Genomic DNA, 20,701 nt, shown 5'->3' on the forward strand with positions numbered 1-20,701 from the left:
CATCTTTAAAATCATAGATATGTCACTGAACAGTATTTTTCAATATTTTATTCCTAAGGACAAGAAATTCTTCCCTCTTTTTGAACAAGATAGTGCCAACCTGATAAAATTGGGTGAAAAGCTTGTAGAAGCAGTTAACACTGAAGATCTTGCAAGGCGTAAAGAGCTTTTTAAGGACATATCAGATCTGGAGCATACAGGAGATGAGATCACTCACCAAATACACCTGGAGCTTAGTAAAAATTTCATCACCCCATTTGACAGGGAGGATATTCACAGATTAGCAAGTGCAATAGATGACATTGCCGATTATATCCATGGATCAGCCAGCCGCATGGACCTTTACAATTTAACTATCATTACTCCTCCCATCAAGGAACTTTCCAACCTTATCTTACAAGCTTGTCAGGACCTTCATAAAGCAATACATGAGCTTCGCAATCTGAAAAATATTCGTCTGATTGCAGATTCATGTGTTCGTATCAACAGCATTGAGAATCAGGCTGATTATGTTTTTGATAAAGCAGTTGGTGATCTTTTTGATAATGAGAAAGATGCCGTCAATCTGATCAAATATAAAGAAGTGCTTTCCGCATTGGAAACTGCTACTGATATGTGTGAAGATGCAGCCAATGTGCTTGAATCCATTCTTGTAAAGAACGCTTAAGAACCTCAAAACGATAGCACATCTGCCTTATGGGATTTACACTTTTAATTGTAATCATTGTTTTAGCATTAGTTTTTGATTATATCAATGGATTTCATGATGCAGCCAATTCCATCGCTACGGTTGTTTCTACCAAAGTATTAACTCCTTTTCAGGCAGTAATTTGGGCAGCTTTTTTTAATTTTCTTGCCTACTGGATATTCAGTTTAAATGTTGCAGATACTGTTGCCAAAACTGCTGACACCATGAATATCAATCTCGTGGTTATACTAGCTGGAGTGATAGCAGCTATTTGCTGGAACTTGTTTACCTGGTGGTTTGGAATCCCATCCAGTTCATCACATACCCTTATCGGAGGCTTTGCAGGAGCTGCAGTTGCACACGGAGGATTGGATGTGATCAATTTAGGCGTTATCGGTAAGGTTGCTGCATTTATTGTTCTGGCACCAATTATCGGTATGATCATGGCATACTTTATTACTGTTATCATCGTGAACATCTGTCGTTATGCAAATCCATCACGTGCAGAATGGTGGTTTAAAAAGCTGCAGTTAGTATCGTCCGCATTATTTAGTCTTGGACACGGTGGAAATGATGCTCAGAAAGTAATGGGAATCATCGCTGCTGCGATCATTGTATATCTTAAAGATGATCATCTTGCTATGAGTTCAATGGCTCATTGGCTTCAGGTTGGTTATACTGTTGTTGAAGGAAAAGTAAAGATCAACCATATTCCGGAATGGATCCCTATTGCATGTTATACAGCAATTGCAGCAGGAACTATGAGCGGCGGATGGAAGATCGTAAAGACAATGGGTACCAAGATCACTAAAGTAACTCCATTAGAGGGGGTAGCCGCAGAAACAGCCGGTGCCATCACATTATTCATGACAGAACACTTTAAAATACCGGTTTCAACTACTCATACCATCACAGGTGCGATAATTGGTGTAGGATTAAGTAAACGTGTATCAGCGGTTAGATGGGGCATTACCATCAGCCTGATGTGGGCATGGGTTTTAACGATCCCCGTTTCAGCCGCATTGGCAGCAAGCTTATATTTTATCCTGAGCCTGTTCCTTTAAGCAAACCCATTTTCTTCAACCACTGAATATTAAGAGTTTTCCGGTGAGATACTTATTTTTCAGGTTCGGTCAGAACCATGTCTAATAATTCGATCCTGGATAATTCCCTAAGCCTTCCGGCATCATACAAACTGTCGTATTTTAATACAGTTGTGATAGAGTCATCCACTGGCATTTGATAGTTTATATAGTCCTGAAAGATCACACCGCCAGCATTCTGGGTTCTTAGCACTTCTCTGAACCTGTTACCCCCGGAGCTATAAGCAAAATGATCCATGCTATAATCTTCTGCATCGAACCAGTAATAAAATATATCATTATGGTCTGCTCCTCCCTTACTCTGATCGAATGAGATCTCTAGTTTGTGATAGGTCTTTCCCTTGATTCTGATTTCCCCAAGATATTTCTTAACAACCGAAGGGTCATTCAGCTTAAGCGGAAGGTAAAGAAAATAGATCACCGCATTTAATGATTGTGAATACTTGGCCCGGTCAATACTATCCAGACTAAGCTCATTGCCATTCAATATCCGTTTAAATCCTTCATTAGAAAGGATATCGTGAACATTACCTGTTGAATCTGAAAAAGTGCGCTCATACTTAAAATGACCGTCCTTTTGCATTGCCTTGAACCTGGCGTTTCTGAAACCAAATTCCAATGTGGCATTCTTAAGCTTATCCATATGATAATAAGCAATGCTCTTGTCAATTATCTTATCAGGATCGCGAGTATCAGAACAGGCAGAAAAAAGATAAAGCAGAGTGATCAGGCTTAGGTAGTGTTTCATTTCAATAATTCGTCTATAGAGTTATATGCAACAGAATGATAATTAGGGCGGGCATTAATATAGATCTTTTTTGCCCATTCCTTTCCTTCAGGAGTTTTAACTAATTCCTTATAAAGCGGCATTAAAAACTTTCGTCGGCCGACTGTGGTCAGGAAAGCTTCTATATTTTTATTAGCCGGCTGGTATCTTTTTCTGATAGCAAGAGCATACCAGGCAGCCTGAATTTCTGCATTTCCTGAGGGTGTAAATTTAAAGACCTGATCGAGTACTTTCAATTGATCAATACTGGTATTTTCAGGCAAATGACTGATCAGGTACAAAGATTCGTTTGATGAAAGCTTTACAGAGTTAAAAACATCCGCATTCGATGAACTTTTCCATTTTGTTATCAGGCTATCAAGCACCTTAAATTTAACTGAACCAACAGCAGGAGAATTACCCGGAAGACCTGGCTGATAAACCCAGAGATCAGGATTTATTTTATCTTTCAGACCTTTATCCCCCTTCAGCAGTTTACCTTCAAGGTCAGCAAGAAACTCTTCACTGGTGACCGATTTAAATGCATGAGAACTAAAATATTCATTCAGGAAAATATCGAACTTTTCGCGACCAACCGCATCTTCAATAGTCCTTAAAAAGGAATAACCCTTTTCATAAGCAATTTCACTTACACCCTCATCCGGATCGCGGCCTTCATAATTGCCCTTCAATTTTGTATCCGGATTTGTTTCTCCCATCTCTTTAACGAGATCCTTTAAAACACCATAGCCCAGGAGTTCCTGCATTCCGGCTTCATCCTTTCCAAAAACATCTTCTACGATACGGCGTTCAAAATAAGTTGTAAATCCTTCATTCAGCCAAAAATCATCCCAGGTTGAATTCGTTACCAGATTTCCGCTCCAGCTATGTGCAAGTTCATGTGCAATAACGCTAACTAATGACTGGTCGCCTGCAATCAGAGTCGGAGTTACAAATGTTAGCATGGGATTTTCCATCCCTCCAAAAGGAAAGCTGGGAGGCAGCACGATCACATCATAACGGCCCCATTTATAAGGGCCATAAATTTTCTCAGCTGAATTAACCATTTTCCCCATATCAGCAAATTCATAAACTGCTTTGCTTATGGTAGCAGGCTCTGCATAAACACCGGTACGGCCATCAATAGATTTAAATTCAAGGTCGCCAATAGCCAGTGCCATCAAATAAGAAGGAATAGGATTAGGCTGCTTAAAGCTGTATATACCTTCAGTATTTTTTGCCTGTGGATTCTCCGCACTCATTACAGCGAGCAGATCTTTCGGAACTGTAACCTTTGCATTATAAGTGAACCGAATACCGGGACTATCCTGGCAGGGTATCCAGGTTCGGGCAAGGATGGCCTGGCTTTGAGTAAATAGAAAAGGATATTTTTTACCTGCTGTTTGCTGCGGATTGAGCCATTGCACGGCCGCTGCATCTTTAGAGGCAGAGTAGTAAATAGTAACTTTTGTTGTGGACGGATCAATTTTAACACGTAATGGCTGGCCAAGGTACTTTATCTCATCTCCCAGAGAAAAAGTTGTTTCCTTCTCATCGGCATCCAATGTTACCTTTTGGATCTGAAGTTGTCGGCTATCAAATACTATTTCAGTCCCGCCGGAAGTATTTTCTATGGTCCATATAGCTTTACCCGAAATAATTTGCGTTGAAAAATCTACATTAAGATCCAGATCAAGGTGCTTTACAATAGCCTTTTCTGGTTCTGCAAATGAATGAACATCTCTCACTATGGCTGAAACAGCACCTTCATCTGTAGATTTTTGCTGACAGGACAGGACAAATAATACCGGAATTAGTAGGAGTAACTTCCTCATATGTAAGATTTAAATTCAAATTTACACAAATTAAGATGCTGATAAGTCCCGGAAAGCTGAATTAAAATTTAAAAATAACCTCAACCCTGCCTGTTCTGATCGTTGAGCCTGCTGCTGATTTCCAGTCAGGACCTTCCCTTACAAGCCGGATAGCTTCGGCATCATAGGAGCCAGAAAGCGACTTCAAAATGTTAAAATTTAAAGGCCTGCCCTCCGCATTGATCTCAAATGAAAGGTATACACTCCCGCTTAATTTGGGTTCATTAACAGGTCTCCTGATATTTTCTTCCAGGTATTTTCTATAAATATCCCAGCCAGTAACAGGCTGTACAACAGACTCCTGAATAGCTTGTCCGGAAGAAGAAACGCGGCTGCTGGAGGAAGGTGTGACTTTAGAATCTAAACTTATATTTCTGGCTGATAGTTTTGTATCTGATGAGGGCGGAGCATCTGACCGTGCATCCGGGACTGCGCTTATTACCGGAAGAGAAGGTGCAGAAGCAATATTGATGGTCTTTTCTTTGTTTATTCGGGTTTGATCATTTACTGATCCCTTGCCCAAAGATGCTGGAGCCTTCCCCGGCACTTCAGCAGATTTAATTACGGCTCCTACAGAATCAGAATCCATTAAAGTAACATCTACCTGTTTTGGCGACGAGGCAAGCTTTTTAGCAGTTTGACTAGTGTTCATCCAAAATAAAATGCCAGCAGAAATAAATAAAACTGCTGCTGCAGCAGCTATGCTTAGACGCTGCCAGGTAAGATCAAATACTTTCTTGTTCTCCTGCAAATGAACTATACGTTCATGTAACTGCCTTTGCAAAATACTCAGGTCGGCACCCGGATCTGAGGTATAGGAATACCCTTCCAATGCATCCCATAAAAATTGATCATCCAAAGCTTGTTTCTCAAGCTGGTGCATCATTTCAGGATCCAGCTTTCCTTCAAGGTATTGCTGGATCAAAAGACTGTCCGGATAATTATTACTCACTGTTCTTTTCTATACAAATTTTCAGATTTCGTTTCCCATTTTGAATATAGCTTTTAACCTTATTGAGATCAAAACCTGTGATTTCAGAAACCTCTTTATAACATTTTTGTTCCAGATAGAAAAGATTGATCACTTCCCTTTGCCCGGAAGGCAAACTTTCGATACACTTCTCCATTATTTTCAGCCTTTCTTCAGGAACATCATCCATATTAAGATGCATTGATGCACCTGTTTCCATAAAGTTCTCGTCAATAGAAATGATATCATGCTTTGAAGAAGTCCTTATTTCCATCAGGCAATAATTTCTTGCAACAGAATATAGCCAGCTTTTAAAATTGCTGACCTCATGTACCCTTAATTTTTTAACCAGATCTTCAAATATCTGCATAACTGCATCCTTGCTTTTCTCCTCATCTTTAAGGTATTTCAGACAAAGACCAAAAACCAGGGGCATATACTGCTCATATAATTTACCCAAAAGCTCGATGTTCCCTGTTTTACGATAGTCCGTAAGTAGCCCATGTTCGTCAATATGCTTACTACCGGGTCTATTTTGCTGAAATTTCAATTGCACTAAATTAACTATTAAGTTATTGAAAATAATTCGTGTATTTATGGCAGAGCATTTGTATAGTAGATACAGGAACCAAGATAAAAGAGCCAGGATATTAAGAATTTAAATCCGGTAATGTGTCTGAAATATATGTTTCCCGGCATTCAACAAATTATATAAAAAATGAGAACTATAAAAATAATCCTCTTATCAACATCCCTGTTTATGTTTTCAGCTTGTGAGACTTTAAATCAGGCAGGACAGATCCTGACAGAAGCTGGCCTGGGAAACCCTAGTGCTATGGAGATCTCCTCGGGCCTCAAGCAAGCACTGGAGTTTGGAACGTCTGCTGGATCAGACAGGCTTTCTGCGGCTGACGGATTTTTTACCAATGCGGCCGTTAAAATTCTTTTTCCAGAAGAGGCCCTCAAAGTGGAAAGAACTCTTCGAAGTGTCGGTTTAAATAAACTGGCAGATAATGTAATACTGAGCTTGAACAGAGCGGCAGAAGCAGCAGCAATTGAAGCTAAACCTATATTTATTTCTGCTATTAAGGGTATGACCTTTTCTGACGCATCCAATATTTTATTATCGGGACAACAGGATGCTGCCACCATTTATTTCAGAAGAGTTACGAATGAACAGTTACAACAAAAATTTAACCCTATCATACAAAATAGCCTGAACAAGGTTGGAGCCACACGTTACTGGACAGATGCAATAACTGCATATAATAATATTCCATTTGTATCAAAGGTAAACCCTGACCTTAGTGCCTATGTTACGCAGAAAGCCATTGATGGGATCTTCCATGAAATTGCACAGGAAGAGTTAAAGGTACGTACCCGGATCTCTGCCAGAAGTACGCCTTTGCTTCAAAAGGTATTTGCATATGCCGACAGAAATAAAGGGTAGAAATATACTATATTGATCGGCAAATCGTTTTTAGTGTCAAATAAAAAAATGAAAATAATCCTCATTATACCGATCATATTATTGTTATTCATACAAAGTTCAAACGCCCAGTTTAAGGTTCCTCAGGTAATTAAGGATGCTGCAAATTCGGCAAAGCCAGGAAAACCAAGTCAGTCTGAAATAGGATCGGCTTTAAAGGAAGCTCTGGAAATAGGCGTTTCTGCGGGTACAAACCGCTTATCACTTGAAAATGGTTTTTTAAGGAATGAGGCTGTAAAACTCCTTTTTCCACCTGAGGCAAAGAAGGTAGAAAAAACATTAAGAAGCATAGGCATGAACAAGGCCTGTGATGATTTTATCCACAGCCTGAACCGCGCAGCTGAATTAGCTGCCAAAGAAGCTAAACCAATCTTTATTTCTGCCCTGAAGGAAATGAGCATTCAGGATGCAAGTGCTATTCTGTTGAGTGAACAGAAAAATGCTGCTACCACTTACTTTCAGCGTGTTACTGGAGCTGCACTCCGATCGAAATTTCAACCCATCATACAGGCTTCACTGGCAAAAACAGAAGCCACACGATACTGGACTGACCTCAGCACAAAATACAATCAGGTTCCTTTGGCAAGCAAGGTAAATACAGACCTTAGTGATTATGCAACCCAAAAGGCCATGGAAGGTTTATTTCATGAAATTGAGCAGGAAGAATTAAAGATCCGTCAAAATTCAGGTTTTAGAAGCAGCCCGCTTTTAAAGAAGGTATTTGGGTATCCGGATCAAGTCCGGAATGACTAAATCCGGATCAAGTCCGGAATGACTAGAGACCGGATGAGGTCAGGAATGACTAAAGACCGTATCAGGCCCGGAATGACTAGGTTTGAATCAGGTCCGGAATGATAAGGTCATTAACATTATGACCTGTTTGTCATTCCGGACTTGATCCGGAATTAAACTAGCAGTCTTACAGGCTCCTCAAGCAAGGCTTTCAATGTTTGCAAAAAGGCAGAGCCGGTAGCACCGTCAACAACACGGTGATCACAGCTTAATGTAACCTTCATCACATTACCCGGAACAACAGCACCATTTTTAACTACCGGAACCTGTTGGATTCCACCAACTGCCAGAATACAAGCATCAGGCGGATTGATAATAGCGGTAAACTCATCTATACCAAACATTCCCAGATTTGAAATAGTGAATGTTGAACCTTCCCAGTCTGAAGGCTGCAGTTTCTTAGTTTTCGCACGCTGTGCAAAATCTTTTACTTCTGCCGAAATTTGAGATAGTGATTTCCCATCTGCAAAGCGTACTACAGGAACCAGTAAACCATCTTCTACTGCTACCGCAACGCCGATATTGACATGTTCATTATAGCGTATCTTATCTCCCAACCAGGATGAATTAACATTTGGATGTTGTTTTAGAGCAACAGCAACAGCTTTTAGAACGATATCATTAAATGAGATCTTTACTGAAGCAAATTCATTGATCTTTGCACGGGCCTGCATCGCACTATCCATATCAATAGACATGGTCAGATAGAAATGAGGAGCAGTAAACAAGCTTTCTGAAAGACGTTTGGCAATGACCTTACGCATTTGAGAAACCGGCTTCTCGGTATATTTTTCTTCCCCGGTAAATTGTGGAACCGGTGCAGCAACAACTGCAGCTGATTTTGCTTCGGCAGGAGCAGCAACAACTGCCTTTTCTGCTGAAGGTGTAAATCCTTCAATATCTTTTTTAACGATCCTTCCACCTTCTGCACTTCCCTTCACCTGGGCCAGGTCAATACCTTTATCTTTAGCGATCTTACGTGCCAGAGGGGATGCTTTCAGACGTGAAGATGAATCAGAATCAGAATGAACCTCTTGCTTTGACTCAACAGCTGCTGCACCTGGCTTTTCTTCTGCCGCAACAACAGCAGTAACAGCTTTTGGTTTTGAGCCCGACTTTAGCAAAGCAGAAACATCTGTACCTTCTTTACCAACAATGGCAATTATATCATTTACTTTTGCCGCCTGTCCTTTTTCAACACCAACATAAAGAAGAGTTCCATCAGCATAGCCGATCACTTCCATAGTAGCCTTATCTGTTTCTACGTCAGCAAGGGCATCGTCACTTTTTACTTTATCACCTACTTTTTTGTGCCATTCTGCAATAACACCTTCAGTCATTGTATCACTTAACAAAGGCATACGAATGATGGTAGCACCCATTGCTTCTGCATCTGCGTCACTGTTGCCTGAAACTTCTTCAGCTGCCACAGAAACTTCAGCAGGCTTCTTTTCGGCTTCCTCAACAACTTCGGATGGTTTAATTTCAGCGGCTTTAACTTCAGGAGCACTTTCCTGAGTACTTGCTCCGCTTAAAAGTGCCTGAAAATCTTCTCCTGGCTCACCTAAGATGGCAATAACAGAATCAACCGGGCAAGCCTCACCTTCTTTAGCTCCTATATATAATAACGTTCCTTCCTGGAAAGACTCAAAGTCCATTGTAGCTTTGTCTGTTTCGATTTCAGCAACCAGATCACCTGAACCAATTTTATCACCAACTTTTTTATGCCACTTTGCGATAACTCCCTCCGTCATCGTATCGCTCATCTTAGGCATTCTAACTACTTCAGCCATTATTATTTACAGATTAGTATTTTATAAAAAGTTTAGATTAGTCGCGGATATATGGGTAGTCTGATTGAACATACACATCATTGTATAATTCAGATGGATCAGGCCATGGTGACTCTTCAGAGAACTTAACCGATTCATCAACAATTGCCTTGATTTTATCACTGATCTGCTCAAACCAGGCTTCATCTGCGTATTTCTTCTCCTCAATTGCAGCTTTTACAACTTCAATAGGATCTTTTGCTTTATAAACCTCAACTTCTTCTTTAGTCCGGTATTTGGCAGGATCAGACATTGAATGCCCTTTATAACGATAGGTTCTGGCTTCTAAAAATGTAGGTCCATCACCTCTTCTGGCTCTTTGAACTGCCTCATCCATCGCATTATGAACAGCAACTGGATCCATTCCATCAACCGGAGCACATGGCATATCAAAGCCAAGTCCGATTTTGTAAATATCAACCATATTAGTGGTACGTGCCACAGATGTTCCCATTGCATAACCATTGTTTTCACAAACAAAAATTACAGGCAACTTCCACAACATTGCCATGTTGAAGGTTTCATTCAGTGCTCCCTGACGAACAGCACCATCACCCATATAACAAACACAAACATTATCTGTCCCATTATATTGCTCTGCAAAGGCAATACCGGCGCCCAAAGGAATCTGTCCGCCTACTATACCATGCCCACCGAAAAATTTCTTTTCCTTGCTGAACATGTGCATCGAACCGCCTTTACCTTTTGAACATCCGGTAGCTTTTCCATATAATTCTGCCATCACTTCATTAGCGCCCATACCTTTAGCAAGTGCATGTGCGTGATCGCGATAAGCAGTGATCATAGAATCTTCAGGTCTTAGAACTGACATTGCACCAGCCATTACTGCTTCCTGTCCGATATACAAGTGGCAAAATCCTCTGATCTTTTGCTGACCGTAAAGTTGTCCTGCTTTCTCTTCAAACTTGCGCATCAAAAGCATTGATTCGTACCACTGAAGATAGGTTTCTTTCGTAATTTCTATTGAACTCATTCGTAATCGTATGTGTAAATCTCGTTTAGTCCTTTCAAGGGACGACAAATCTAACCATATCTTCCTAAAAAAAGAATAGCCACGTGTTTTGTTTACACTCTTTATCCTTATTTCTATATCTTAATACCCTTTAAACTATGTCATTAAAATGCCAGTTGAGCATTTCGACTTGTTTCTAAAGAGAAAATGTCTTATTATTGTAACATTCTGGAAATATAAAGAGTATAAATGCGTTCATAGTTTTGTTATTTAAACTATAAACCAAGACCAATTAAAAATGGGGAAAAAAGTAATTGTAGCCTTGCTACTTATGATTTCTTTTGTGTCTGTTCAGGCACAAACCGCTATTAAGGATCAAAAAGCTACAGAAAAGATTGAGGATCCTGATAATCTGGCAACTGAATACTTCTCTCAAATTATGGGTGTCGCACTTTCTGCCACCTCAAACTTAAAACTTTATCAGTTCGTTTATGACTGGATAGGAACTCCCTATCGATTAGGAGGCGGAACAAAAAAAGGAATTGATTGTTCTGGCTTCGCATTTGAATTATATAATAAAGTATTCAGCACTCTTATCGGAAATAATTCGAGAAATATATTCAGCATGGTTAACCCGATCAGCAAAGATGAGCTGAAAGAGGGTGATTTGGTTTTCTTTAAAATAGGAAGCCGTTCAATTACTCATATGGGCGTTTACATGGGCAATAACAAATTCGCTCATGCTTCAAGCAGCAAAGGAGTAATGATCAGTGACCTGGACGAAGCCTATTGGAGAAGATATTATTATAAAGGAGGCAGATTACTTGCTTCATTTAGAGACTAAACCAATAATTACAATATAAAAGCACCGTACTAAAAAGAGTACGGTGCTTTTTTTATTTAGACTGATCCGTAGTAGTTCTTACCAATCCTATACCAGTAATAAAAAACAATATTCCTAATACAGCAAATACGATCAGTGATTTATATCCCTCTGAGCTTTGTATAAAGCCAACAGCAGCGTAGATCAGGCCAATTATTCCCAATACAGTTAATATTGTCCCAAAAATTCTTTTTAAGTTCATTTCCTTTTAGTTTAATACAAGTGTGCAAATAGGGAGCCAACAAAATATTGGGATGTTTTGTTCAATTATCCTTGCCAGTCTTTTCAATTAACAAAATTCATGATTGCGAAAATTCTTTACTATCTTCAATGAATTTCATCCAATAAATTTAAAACTATGTATACAAGCTATATTATATTATTCATAGCAGTTGTCATTCTGTTCAGCTCCTTTGTAACAGTCAGGCAGGGCACCATTGGGGTAATAACCATTTTTGGGAAATACAGAAGGCTTCTGAAACCAGGATTGAGTTTGAAAATTCCCCTGATCGAAGTTATTCACTCACGCGTATCCATTCAGAACCGCGCAGTTGAGCTGGAATTCCAGGCAGTGACCATTGACCAGGCTAATGTTTATTTCAAAGCCATGGTGCTATATTCAGTAAACAACCCTGATGAAGAGACGATAAAAAATGTTGCCTTTAAATTTATTAATGAGCAAAACCTGATGCAGGCACTTATTCGCACCATTGAAGGAACGATCCGTGCGTTTGTGGCAAGCAAGAAACAAGCAGAAGTATTAAGCCTCAGAAAGGATATTGTTGATCACGTAAAAGATCAGTTAGATACTGTTCTTGAATCATGGGGTTATCACTTACAGGATCTTCAGGTAAACGATATTACATTTGATGAAGTGATCCTGACTTCTATGAGCCGGGTTGTTGCATCCAATAACCTGAAGGCAGCAGCAGAAAATGAAGGCCAGGCACTTTTAATCACTAAAACCAAGGCTGCTGAAGCTGATGGTAATGCGATTAAGATTGCTGCAAATGCAGAACGTGAAGCAGCACAGTTACGCGGGCAGGGTATTGCTCTATTCCGTGAGGAGGTAGCAAAAGGTATGACCCATGCAGCAAAAGAAATGCAGACTGCGGATCTCGACACATCTGTTATATTATTTACTATGTGGACAGAGGCGATCAAGCATTTTGCTGAAAATGGAAAAGGCAATGTGATCTTCCTTGATGGTTCTTCAGATGGTATGAAACGTACCATGGAGCAAATGATGAGTATTAACATTATGGATACCCAGGAAAAGAAAAAGTCTTAAGACTTTTGATACTTCAGGGTCATTTTTGCAACTCTTTCTTCCAGTGTTTCGGTAATTAACTTTTCCCTGCTCAATCCATCAACAAGGATTGGGAAGGCGAAAGGCGTTGGTTGTTCACTCCGGGTAATAACAATTTTAAGTTTCTGAAGACGCTGCAAAGCTTCTCTTAACCGGAACTCCTCGAGCTGGAACTGCAGTGCTTCCTGGTAAGCCTGTTTAACCAGAACGTTGTCGCTTTCATATTCACTGAACACATCAAAAAGCAGTGATGTTGAGGCCTGAAGGTGCCTGCTTTTCATTCCCTTTCCAGGGAAACCAGTGAATACGAGTCCGGCGATATGTGCAATGTCCCTGAATTTTCGTCTGGCCATTTCAGTTGCATTTAAACTCTGCTGAATATCATCCAAAAGATTTTCGGTTGAAAACAGGTCCATTTCTAGAGCCTGCTCCAGCAGGATCTCCTCATCTGTTAATAATTCAAATCCATAATCATTCATCGCTAAAGAGAAGTTTACACGTTTCAGCTTTGAAATTCTGTAAGCAAATAAAGAAGCCATCCCTTCATGTACCAATCGCCCTTCAAATGGATAAAAGAACAAATGGAAACCATCACGGGATCTGAATTTTTCGATGAGGAATTCAGTTTTCCGGGGGAGGTGTGACAATCTGGACTGAAGTTCAAACAAAGGTTTCAATGCCCTTACTTCAATATCCTGGTGCTGCTCAGGAGATTGATGATCCATCATGACTGCTACTTCATCCAGCTTATCCCTTAATTTGGAAGAAAGTTGAGATGAAAGAGGCATCCTTCCTCCCATCCAACTGGGAATAATTCCCTTCTTTCCGGTAGATTTACGAACAAATGCCGTCATATCCTTAAACTTCAGAAGCTCAAGATTGCGCCCGGCAAACCAGAATGTATCCCCAATTTTTAGTTTAGAAATAAAGTATTCCTCAATTGTTCCGAGACTACCTCCTGATAAGAAACGGACCCGGATATTCACATCACTAACTATGGTTCCCATACTCAGCCTGTGATGCATAGCTACCCTGCGGCTATTTACTTTGTAAAGTCCATCTGCAATTTCAACCTTTAGGAATTCATCGTATTGCGAAAGTGTTTTTCCGCCGCTAGTGATGAAATCCAGAATCTGATGAAACTCTTTCCATTCAAGATCTGCATAAGCAAAGCTTGTTTTGATCTCCCGGAAAACTTCAGCAGGATAAAAACCATCCGATACTGCCAGGGTCACCAAATATTGCATCAAAACATCCATCGCAAGCACAATGGGGTCACGGCTTTCGAAAAGCTCATCAGCAATGGCCTGTTTTAAGGCTGCACCTTCCAATAACTCCAGTGAATGTGTTGGAACAAACCAGGCTTTGGAAGTTGCCCCCGGATGATGCCCACTTCGCCCAGCACGCTGCATAAACCGTGCTACGCCTTTCGGACTACCGATCTGAACAACTGAATCAACTGGTCTGAAATCAACACCCAGATCAAGACTTGAGGTACAAACAACCAGGCGAAGCATCTCATTATGGAGAGCTTCTTCCACCCAGTTCCGCAAATCATTATCAAGTGAGCCATGGTGCATAGCCATCACACCCGCATATTCAGGATACTTATCAAGAATGCCCATATACCAGATCTCAGACTGAGAGCGGGTATTGGTGAAAATCAATGTCGTGCGACTTTTGGAAACTATTTCCATTACCTGGGGCAAAAGTTTGATCCCAAGATGCCCTGCCCACGAAAACTCCTCAATATTTTCTGGAATGACCGATTCGATCACAATTTTCTTATCCAGCTTTGCACGAATAATACAGATCCGCTCAGCAGGAATATCGTTGCCGAGCAATACTTCGGCTGCTTCTTCAAGGTTACCAATGGTTGCAGAAATTCCCCATACCTTCAGAGTGGTATCTCTCTTAAGATATTTTAGTCGCGATAAACCAAGCTCCAGCTGAACGCCCCTCTTTGTTCCAAGCAGTTCATGCCATTCATCCACAACCAGCGCCTGAAGTCCGGCAAACATTTTAGGATATTCCTTTTGAGCCAGCATCAGGTGCAGACTTTCAGGAGTGGTGAGTAATACTTCGGGCTGCTTTTTCTTTAATTCCTGTTTTTCCTTTGCGGAAGTATCGCCGGTACGACTAGCAACTTTCCATGGCAGGCCAAGATCCTCAACCACAGTTTGCATTGCCTTACGGATATCATTTGTGAGAGCCCTGAGGGGTGTTATCCAGAGCAGCTGAAGGCCATTATCTTTCCTGATCAGATAGTCATCAGGGTGGGCATCAATATACGCGGCGATGAAAGGAAGAAACATGGCAAAAGTTTTGCCGCTACCGGTGGGTGCATTCAACAATCCGGAATAACCATCAAGAAAGGCGATTTCCATTTCCTTCTGGAAAGAAAATTGTTGCCATCCCTTTTTAGCATACCATTCGGAAATTATTTTCTGACCCCGGGTCATTTGATCAAGCTGTCTGTTTTAAAAACAATATCTCATAAAAAACCCCGGCTGAACCGGGGCTTTCACTATTTTATCTGGATAAAATCTGCGATGATCTGCAGACCTTCATCACGAATAAAGTCGATATCTTCTTTGGGTTTAGTCTCACCCTTTTTAAGAGGTGCCAATCCTTTAGCAGCACGTTTCTCGTTCTCGCGTAGCAAGGATTTTGCTTCCTGCTCATCACGTTCCTTTTTCAGTTGCGCCTCATTCAGAGTAATTGATGTTTCTGCTTCACGTTTCGCAAATTCAGCGATACCTTCCTGAAGATCTTTAAAACCAACTGAAGTTTTCATACGCTCCTGATGTAAAGCAATAAGCTTACGTTTAACTTCATCAAGGCTGGCAACAGGATTGAACTGGCTTGGAGAAATGGTATCCCATGGCAGTGCTCTTGGCTCAGAACTTTCGCCATATTTATCCTTAGGGAATACCGTTGGGAATTCAATATCAGGTACAACTCCCTTGTGCTGGGTGCTGCTGCCATTCACACGATAGAACTTCGCCATTGTCAGGTTGATCTGACCAAATTCAGGCGCATTGGTTCTGGTTGGATTGGCTCTTTTAGCATCAGACTGTGATCCTTTAGTATTTACAGTTTGTGCTCCTTTAAGCATTAATTTATCAGTAGTGCTGATAACCCTTGACATGTCTATTCCCTGTTGAACAGTACCTTTTCCATAAGATTGATTACCAATAACTATACCTCTTCCGTAATCCTGAATAGCGCCTGCAAATATTTCGGATGCCGATGCGCTGAATCTATCCAGAAATACACCCAGAGGACCCGTCCATGCAATGGATTCATCCTCATCTTCACTAACCTCGATCTTATTTCTTCTATCACGCACCTGTACTACCGGACCGGATTTAATAAACAATCCCGTAAGACTGATCGCTTCCGGAAGAGAACCTCCACCATTGCTTCTCAGATCGAGAACAACTGCATCAACCTTCTCCTGTTTTAAGGTATCCAATAAAAGTTTTACATCACGTGTGGTACTCTTATAGTTGGGATCTCCCGCCTGCATTGCTTTAAAATCAGCATAAAATGCCGGTAACTGAATGATTCCAATCTTATAGGATTTGCCTCCGGAATTAACGGTCTTGATAATTTTCTTTGCTGACTGATCTTCAAGAACGACCTTATCCCTAACAAGTTCCACAATTTTTGGGGTGGATGATAATTCCTGTCCTGCAGGAATAACCTTTAAACGAACTATTGTTCCTTTGGGGCCTTTAATTTTTGTGACTGTTACATCTAGTCTCCAGCCGATCACATCAACAAATTCCCCATCCTTACCCTGAGCAACTGCAATGATACGATCATTAGCATGTATTGCTTTTGATTTAAACGCTGGTCCGCCGGGAATGATCGCTGCGATCTTTACAACCTCATTATCCAGTTGTAAACTAGCACCAATACCCTCGAAAGTCCGGGCCAGGTCTTCATTGAATTCCTGTGCCCTGTTAGGAACAAAATAGCTTGTATGCGGATCAACAGTTCCGGTAAAGGAATTCATGAAGATCTGGAAAACATCCTGCTGATTGAACTTGGTAGATTGTGAAATCAGGTTTTCGTAGCGATTTTTTAGTGTTTCTTTGATCTTTGCTTCTTCTGTACCTGTGATCCTGAGATTAAGCATCTCATATTTGATCCGTTTTGACCAGAGGCTGTTTGACTCAGATTCTGATTTCAGCCATGGTAATTTTTCACGATCATAGGTATAGGTATCATTGCTGGTAAAATTGAATTTCTTTTCAATCTCCTTCAAAGCAAAATTGACCCGGTCATTATAGCGCTTTTGATATACATTGAATATATAAAAGGGCACACTCAGGTCTCCACTGCGGACATCATCATCCATTGTAAGGCGGAATTTCTCGAAATCGGCAATATCACTTTGTAAAAAGTAACTTTTACCACCATCAAGTGCCTTTAAATATTCATCAAATACAATCGATGAAAAAGCATCATCTACCACAACTTTCTGATAGTGAAAATTTTCAATCAGCTCCACCAGTGATTTAGCCACAACTGATTGCTGCATATCAGGCTTCAGGTCATTGACTGATACCACTATATTTACCCGCGGGTCGGCCTGGCAGGATAAAGCTGCAACAATAAAAACGGCCAGACATAATCTCTTTAACATTTCTTTAACTGATTTTAACTTCATTGTAGATTATATGGTATCTAAATTGGTACCAAATTTAAAACATATGTACGGCAAATATCAAAATGACATTCAAACCATGTAACATGTTTGTGTAAGTTTTTTATTTGAGCTCAATATATCGAAAATACATAAAGTGACGCATATAAACTAAGCACCTTAATTTATAATGCTTTCCTTAATAAGGCGTCTTTTAATACAGAAAACTCCGAAAAAGCAGAATTTGCCGCAACTGGATCGCCCAGTTTAGTATATAACTCAGCCAGATCGCTCTTTATTTCAATTAATTTGTAATTGTATTTGTGTTTTACAGACAATTGCTCTGCTTCCCTTATGTCTCTTAAAGCTAAAAGATGATCTCCAATTGACATTTTGACATGTGCAAGATTGACAAGCGAATTGACGATCCCAGATGGATCGTTTACTTTTCTGGCAAGCATATTCGACTGAATATAGAACCATTTTGCCTCTGAAAACCGCTTCTGCTGCTGATAGATCAAGGCCAGTTGATCATAACATTTCATAGTCCCGGATTTATCTTTTAGCTTATAAAAATAGAGCGGCAATGCCTTCCTCAAGACCATTGTTTCCGCCTCCTGAAAATTTTTCTGGACAGTCCATAAATTAGCGAGGCTCATATACCCTTCAGCAAGTGAGGAATTACTGCGGGTAGATGTTGAGATATCCACCAATGCGTGACTATATTTTATTGCTTCCGTGAAATTCCCGTTGAAACTATTTACCCGGGCAAGGTTTAGATAATTTTTTACAATTGCAGAGGTATTATTGAGTTCCAGATTTATGATCAGGGCTTCATTAAATAAAATAAGAGCATGATCCATATCCCCTTTAAGGGCATTGATGATACCATATGAATGCAATACTCCGGCTTCCGCATTCCGGTCGCCAAGATTCCTGGAAAGAAATATAAGCTGGTTAAAGGCACTTAATGAATCACTCTGCAGAGAACCATTATAAACACCAGCAGATGTAGGGAAGATAAGCGGAGGGTTATCCGAAGCTTTAAGCTGCTCGCGGAACTGCAGGGCATTCAGGTATTCTTTGACGTCATTAATACCGGTAAGAGACGCCTTCTTTTTGATACTAACTTTCAGTGAATCAAAACCGGTAGGGACTTGAACAATACTCCAATAAGCCGGGATTGATTTAACAGGTATAGATTCTGCTAAACAGATACCTGAAGTAGAACCTATTATAAGAATTAAATAAAAAATTGGTTTAAAGTTCATTTAAAATGAATGATACTAGTTTTGAGAGATATTCTTATTAATATACGAATTTAATATCTCCTTAGATGTCGATCTCAAACGTCCAATGATCCTAAAAATTATACAATCTCAAAAAGATCAGGGGAATACAGAAAGCTCCTGATCAAATGAAGCCCAAACCATGTAGGGATGGGAATCAAGGTGAAAAATCTCTCCTGAAGCAGAAATTCCGATTATTCCGGCAAAACCATCGATCACTTTCAGCTCTTCAAATGATTTAAGTGTGGCCTCTTTAAGGCTCATGCCATCAATAACACGGGTTACTATTTTAACTGAAAGTCCCGCAGTTACAATATCTTCACCAACGCCAGTACAGGATATTCCGGCAAACTGGTTTGCGTAATTGCCAGCAACAGTTGCTGAATCACTCACTCTGCCAGGTATTTCAAAGCCCTTACCTCCTGTTGAGGTTGCAGCGGCAATACGTCCCTTTTTGTCTAAGGCCACACATCCTACAGTACCTAGTCCCGCGGAAGCATTTAATTTCTTTTCATATTCTTCCCTGCGCTGTTTTGTTTCGGGATTAAAATATTCAAAACCCTTCTTTCTTGCAAAATCAAGTGCACCGCTTCCGCTTAGTACCCTGTCATCATATGAAATTAACTTTTCGGCAATTTGGATCGGGTTCTTCACATCCTGAATATTGATCACACCGGAGAACTTGCCGCTGCTTCCATCCATTAAACCGGCGCTAAGACGTATCTTGCCATCGCTTTGAATTTGTGAGCCAATTCCGGCATTAAATAATTCACAATCTTCAAGAAGTGAAACTGCATACACCGAAGTATCAAGTGCAGAATGGGATTCTAAATAAGAATAGGATTTTTTTACAATTTCAGTAAGGGCCTCTTGTTTTGCCAGTTTGATCTCCGAATTTGTTCCGGACTCACTGAAAAAACCTCCATGGATTATTATTTTAGGACCCATTAATATCCTTTTCTTTAAGGTTTATACCCTTTTCTGCTTTTACCACCTTTTTAATGATAAGTTCATGCTTATCAAGATCATACTTGTCAAATAAAGACATTACATGCACTCTCAAACCATCTATTGATACAGGAGATCCCATTTCAACCTCATAAATACTGGTTTCCCTGATATGTCGTCCATCAACTAAAATAGTTAAACCGGAGCCTATTGCTTCCATGCAATAGCCTTCGGTTATTAATAAACCAGCATCCTCACCAAGACCAATCCCCAGCATCCCTGGATTACTGGCTACTGCATAAAACAAACGGCCGATTCTGCCACGCTGAACAAAATGAGTATCCACAATTACAGAGTCAATAAAGCCTAAACCTGCAGTCATCTGAACATGGCCTTTGATCAGCGCCTCACTGCTGCTACCCCGATAGATCATGTTAGATGAGGCTGCAGCCGCTCCTGCAGAAGTCCCCGCAATTAAAAAATCATCCTCATGGTAGCGTTTCTTTAATAATCTTAAAAAAGCTGTACCACCGAATATTGAACTCAATCGTAATTGATCGCCACCAGTGAACATGATCACATCTGCCTGGCTTAATCGCTCCAGGTATTCTTTGGTATCGACATCAGTTCTTGATCTGATATCCATTACCCTGACATTATTAACCTGCAGCTGATTGAATGATTTGATATACTCTTCACTAACAAGATCTGCAACCTGAGAGGCAGTAGTTATAACTTCAACAACGGAGTTTTCGGCCTTGGCAGATTCCAGAATAATCCTCTTGAGTATCCCCTGCTCAAAGAATTTAATATAATTAGGATGGCTAATATCTTCATTAAAGTTCAGAGAACTTCCCAGATCAACCGCACCTCCTATTATAATAAGTTTACCCTTTGGAATCATAGTAATTAATATCTTTACAACACTTGAAAACCAAATATATATTACCTCAATAATAAGTTTAGACTTAACTTACTAAACTTATCCACATATTGAAGATTGAAAGGGCTTTATCAAATTTGTATTATCTTCCATATCACATTATTATATGGTATAAAAATTTAATAAATTGATAAACTTTCCATGTGGAACATGTTTTGATAAGCGTTTAGAATAGATGGTCGATC

General features: G+C 40.2%; 18 protein-coding genes. 6 read left to right on the plus strand and 12 right to left on the minus strand.

The window, feature by feature from the left end:
* Window positions 1–19 precede the first annotated feature (19 nt).
* Both BLR27_RS05280 and BLR27_RS05285 read left to right on the plus strand, forming a co-directional pair.
* On the plus strand, window positions 20–667 hold the full coding sequence (locus BLR27_RS05280; protein WP_090701389.1) for a DUF47 domain-containing protein: 648 nt from the start codon (window positions 20–22) through the stop codon (window positions 665–667).
* A gap of 29 nt (window positions 668–696) precedes the next feature.
* Window positions 697–1,752, plus strand: a complete 1,056-nt coding sequence (locus tag BLR27_RS05285; protein WP_090701392.1) for an inorganic phosphate transporter — start codon at window positions 697–699, stop codon at window positions 1,750–1,752.
* A gap of 52 nt (window positions 1,753–1,804) precedes the next feature.
* On the opposite strand, the gene BLR27_RS05290 is transcribed toward BLR27_RS05285, so the two are convergent.
* The 4 genes from BLR27_RS05290 to BLR27_RS05305 form a co-directional block, all read right to left on the minus strand.
* Window positions 1,805–2,539 carry a DUF6503 family protein gene (locus tag BLR27_RS05290; protein ID WP_090701396.1) on the minus strand — a complete coding sequence of 245 codons (735 nt, stop codon included), beginning with the start codon at window positions 2,537–2,539 and terminating at the stop codon, window positions 1,805–1,807.
* A complete protein-coding gene (locus BLR27_RS05295; protein WP_090701400.1) occupies window positions 2,536–4,392 on the minus strand; it encodes a M1 family metallopeptidase in 1,857 nt (618 codons plus the stop codon). The genes BLR27_RS05290 and BLR27_RS05295 overlap by 4 nt, the downstream gene beginning before the upstream one ends.
* A 61-nt stretch (window positions 4,393–4,453) precedes the next feature.
* A complete protein-coding gene (locus BLR27_RS05300; protein WP_090701405.1) occupies window positions 4,454–5,383 on the minus strand; it encodes an energy transducer TonB in 930 nt (309 codons plus the stop codon).
* Complete coding sequence (locus BLR27_RS05305) at window positions 5,376–5,951, minus strand: RNA polymerase sigma factor (protein ID WP_245704442.1); 576 nt, start codon at window positions 5,949–5,951, stop codon at window positions 5,376–5,378. The genes BLR27_RS05300 and BLR27_RS05305 overlap by 8 nt, the downstream gene beginning before the upstream one ends.
* Before the next feature lie 168 nt (window positions 5,952–6,119).
* Between BLR27_RS05305 and BLR27_RS05310 the strand changes: the two genes are divergently transcribed.
* Together BLR27_RS05310 and BLR27_RS05315 are read left to right on the plus strand one after the other, a co-directional pair.
* Window positions 6,120–6,851 (plus strand): DUF4197 domain-containing protein, encoded by a 732-nt coding sequence (locus tag BLR27_RS05310; protein WP_090701409.1) that lies wholly within the window; start codon window positions 6,120–6,122, stop codon window positions 6,849–6,851.
* Window positions 6,852–6,899: 48 nt separating this feature from the next.
* Complete coding sequence (locus BLR27_RS05315) at window positions 6,900–7,643, plus strand: DUF4197 domain-containing protein (protein WP_090701413.1); 744 nt, start codon at window positions 6,900–6,902, stop codon at window positions 7,641–7,643.
* A 152-nt stretch (window positions 7,644–7,795) separates the two neighbouring features.
* Here BLR27_RS05315 and BLR27_RS05320 read toward each other — a convergent pair whose 3' ends face one another.
* Both BLR27_RS05320 and pdhA read right to left on the minus strand, forming a co-directional pair.
* Window positions 7,796–9,475: a pyruvate dehydrogenase complex dihydrolipoamide acetyltransferase gene (locus BLR27_RS05320; RefSeq protein WP_090701416.1), complete on the minus strand. Its 1,680-nt coding sequence runs from the start codon at window positions 9,473–9,475 to the stop codon at window positions 7,796–7,798.
* A 37-nt stretch (window positions 9,476–9,512) separates the two neighbouring features.
* On the minus strand, window positions 9,513–10,508 hold the full coding sequence (pdhA, locus tag BLR27_RS05325; protein ID WP_090701421.1) for a pyruvate dehydrogenase (acetyl-transferring) E1 component subunit alpha: 996 nt from the start codon (window positions 10,506–10,508) through the stop codon (window positions 9,513–9,515).
* Between the two features lie 277 nt (window positions 10,509–10,785).
* On the opposite strand from pdhA, the gene BLR27_RS05330 reads away from it, so the two are divergent.
* Window positions 10,786–11,331 carry a C40 family peptidase gene (locus BLR27_RS05330; protein ID WP_090701424.1) on the plus strand — a complete coding sequence of 182 codons (546 nt, stop codon included), beginning with the start codon at window positions 10,786–10,788 and terminating at the stop codon, window positions 11,329–11,331.
* Window positions 11,332–11,383: 52 nt separating this feature from the next.
* On the opposite strand, the gene BLR27_RS05335 is transcribed toward BLR27_RS05330, so the two are convergent.
* Window positions 11,384–11,572 carry a hypothetical protein gene (locus tag BLR27_RS05335; RefSeq protein ID WP_090701426.1) on the minus strand — a complete coding sequence of 63 codons (189 nt, stop codon included), beginning with the start codon at window positions 11,570–11,572 and terminating at the stop codon, window positions 11,384–11,386.
* Window positions 11,573–11,728: 156 nt separating this feature from the next.
* Here BLR27_RS05335 and BLR27_RS05340 point away from each other — a divergent pair, with 156 nt between their 5' ends.
* Complete coding sequence (locus tag BLR27_RS05340) at window positions 11,729–12,661, plus strand: SPFH domain-containing protein (protein ID WP_090701429.1); 933 nt, start codon at window positions 11,729–11,731, stop codon at window positions 12,659–12,661.
* Here BLR27_RS05340 and BLR27_RS05345 read toward each other — a convergent pair.
* The 5 genes from BLR27_RS05345 to BLR27_RS05365 all read right to left on the minus strand — a co-directional run bounded on the left by BLR27_RS05345 (window position 12,658) and on the right by BLR27_RS05365 (window position 20,477).
* Window positions 12,658–15,141 carry a ligase-associated DNA damage response DEXH box helicase gene (locus BLR27_RS05345; protein WP_090701433.1) on the minus strand — a complete coding sequence of 828 codons (2,484 nt, stop codon included), beginning with the start codon at window positions 15,139–15,141 and terminating at the stop codon, window positions 12,658–12,660. The genes BLR27_RS05340 and BLR27_RS05345 overlap by 4 nt on opposite strands.
* Window positions 15,142–15,206: 65 nt before the next feature.
* Entirely contained in the window at window positions 15,207–17,360 is a 2,154-nt protein-coding gene (locus tag BLR27_RS05350; RefSeq protein ID WP_090701435.1) for a carboxy terminal-processing peptidase, read from the minus strand.
* Window positions 17,361–17,521: 161 nt separating this feature from the next.
* Window positions 17,522–18,607 (minus strand): tetratricopeptide repeat protein, encoded by a 1,086-nt coding sequence (locus BLR27_RS05355; RefSeq protein WP_090701438.1) that lies wholly within the window; start codon window positions 18,605–18,607, stop codon window positions 17,522–17,524.
* A gap of 117 nt (window positions 18,608–18,724) precedes the next feature.
* The gene (locus tag BLR27_RS05360; protein ID WP_090701440.1) at window positions 18,725–19,573 is read right to left on the minus strand and encodes an isoaspartyl peptidase/L-asparaginase; all 849 of its coding nucleotides are present in this window, start codon (window positions 19,571–19,573) and stop codon (window positions 18,725–18,727) included.
* The gene (locus BLR27_RS05365; protein ID WP_090701441.1) at window positions 19,563–20,477 is read right to left on the minus strand and encodes a cyanophycinase; all 915 of its coding nucleotides are present in this window, start codon (window positions 20,475–20,477) and stop codon (window positions 19,563–19,565) included. Before BLR27_RS05365 ends, BLR27_RS05360 begins: the two co-directional genes overlap by 11 nt.
* Between the last annotated feature and the right edge of the window lie 224 nt (window positions 20,478–20,701).

It is taken from the genome of Daejeonella rubra (genome assembly GCF_900103545.1).
In the GTDB taxonomy this organism is placed as follows: domain Bacteria; phylum Bacteroidota; class Bacteroidia; order Sphingobacteriales; family Sphingobacteriaceae; genus Daejeonella; species Daejeonella rubra.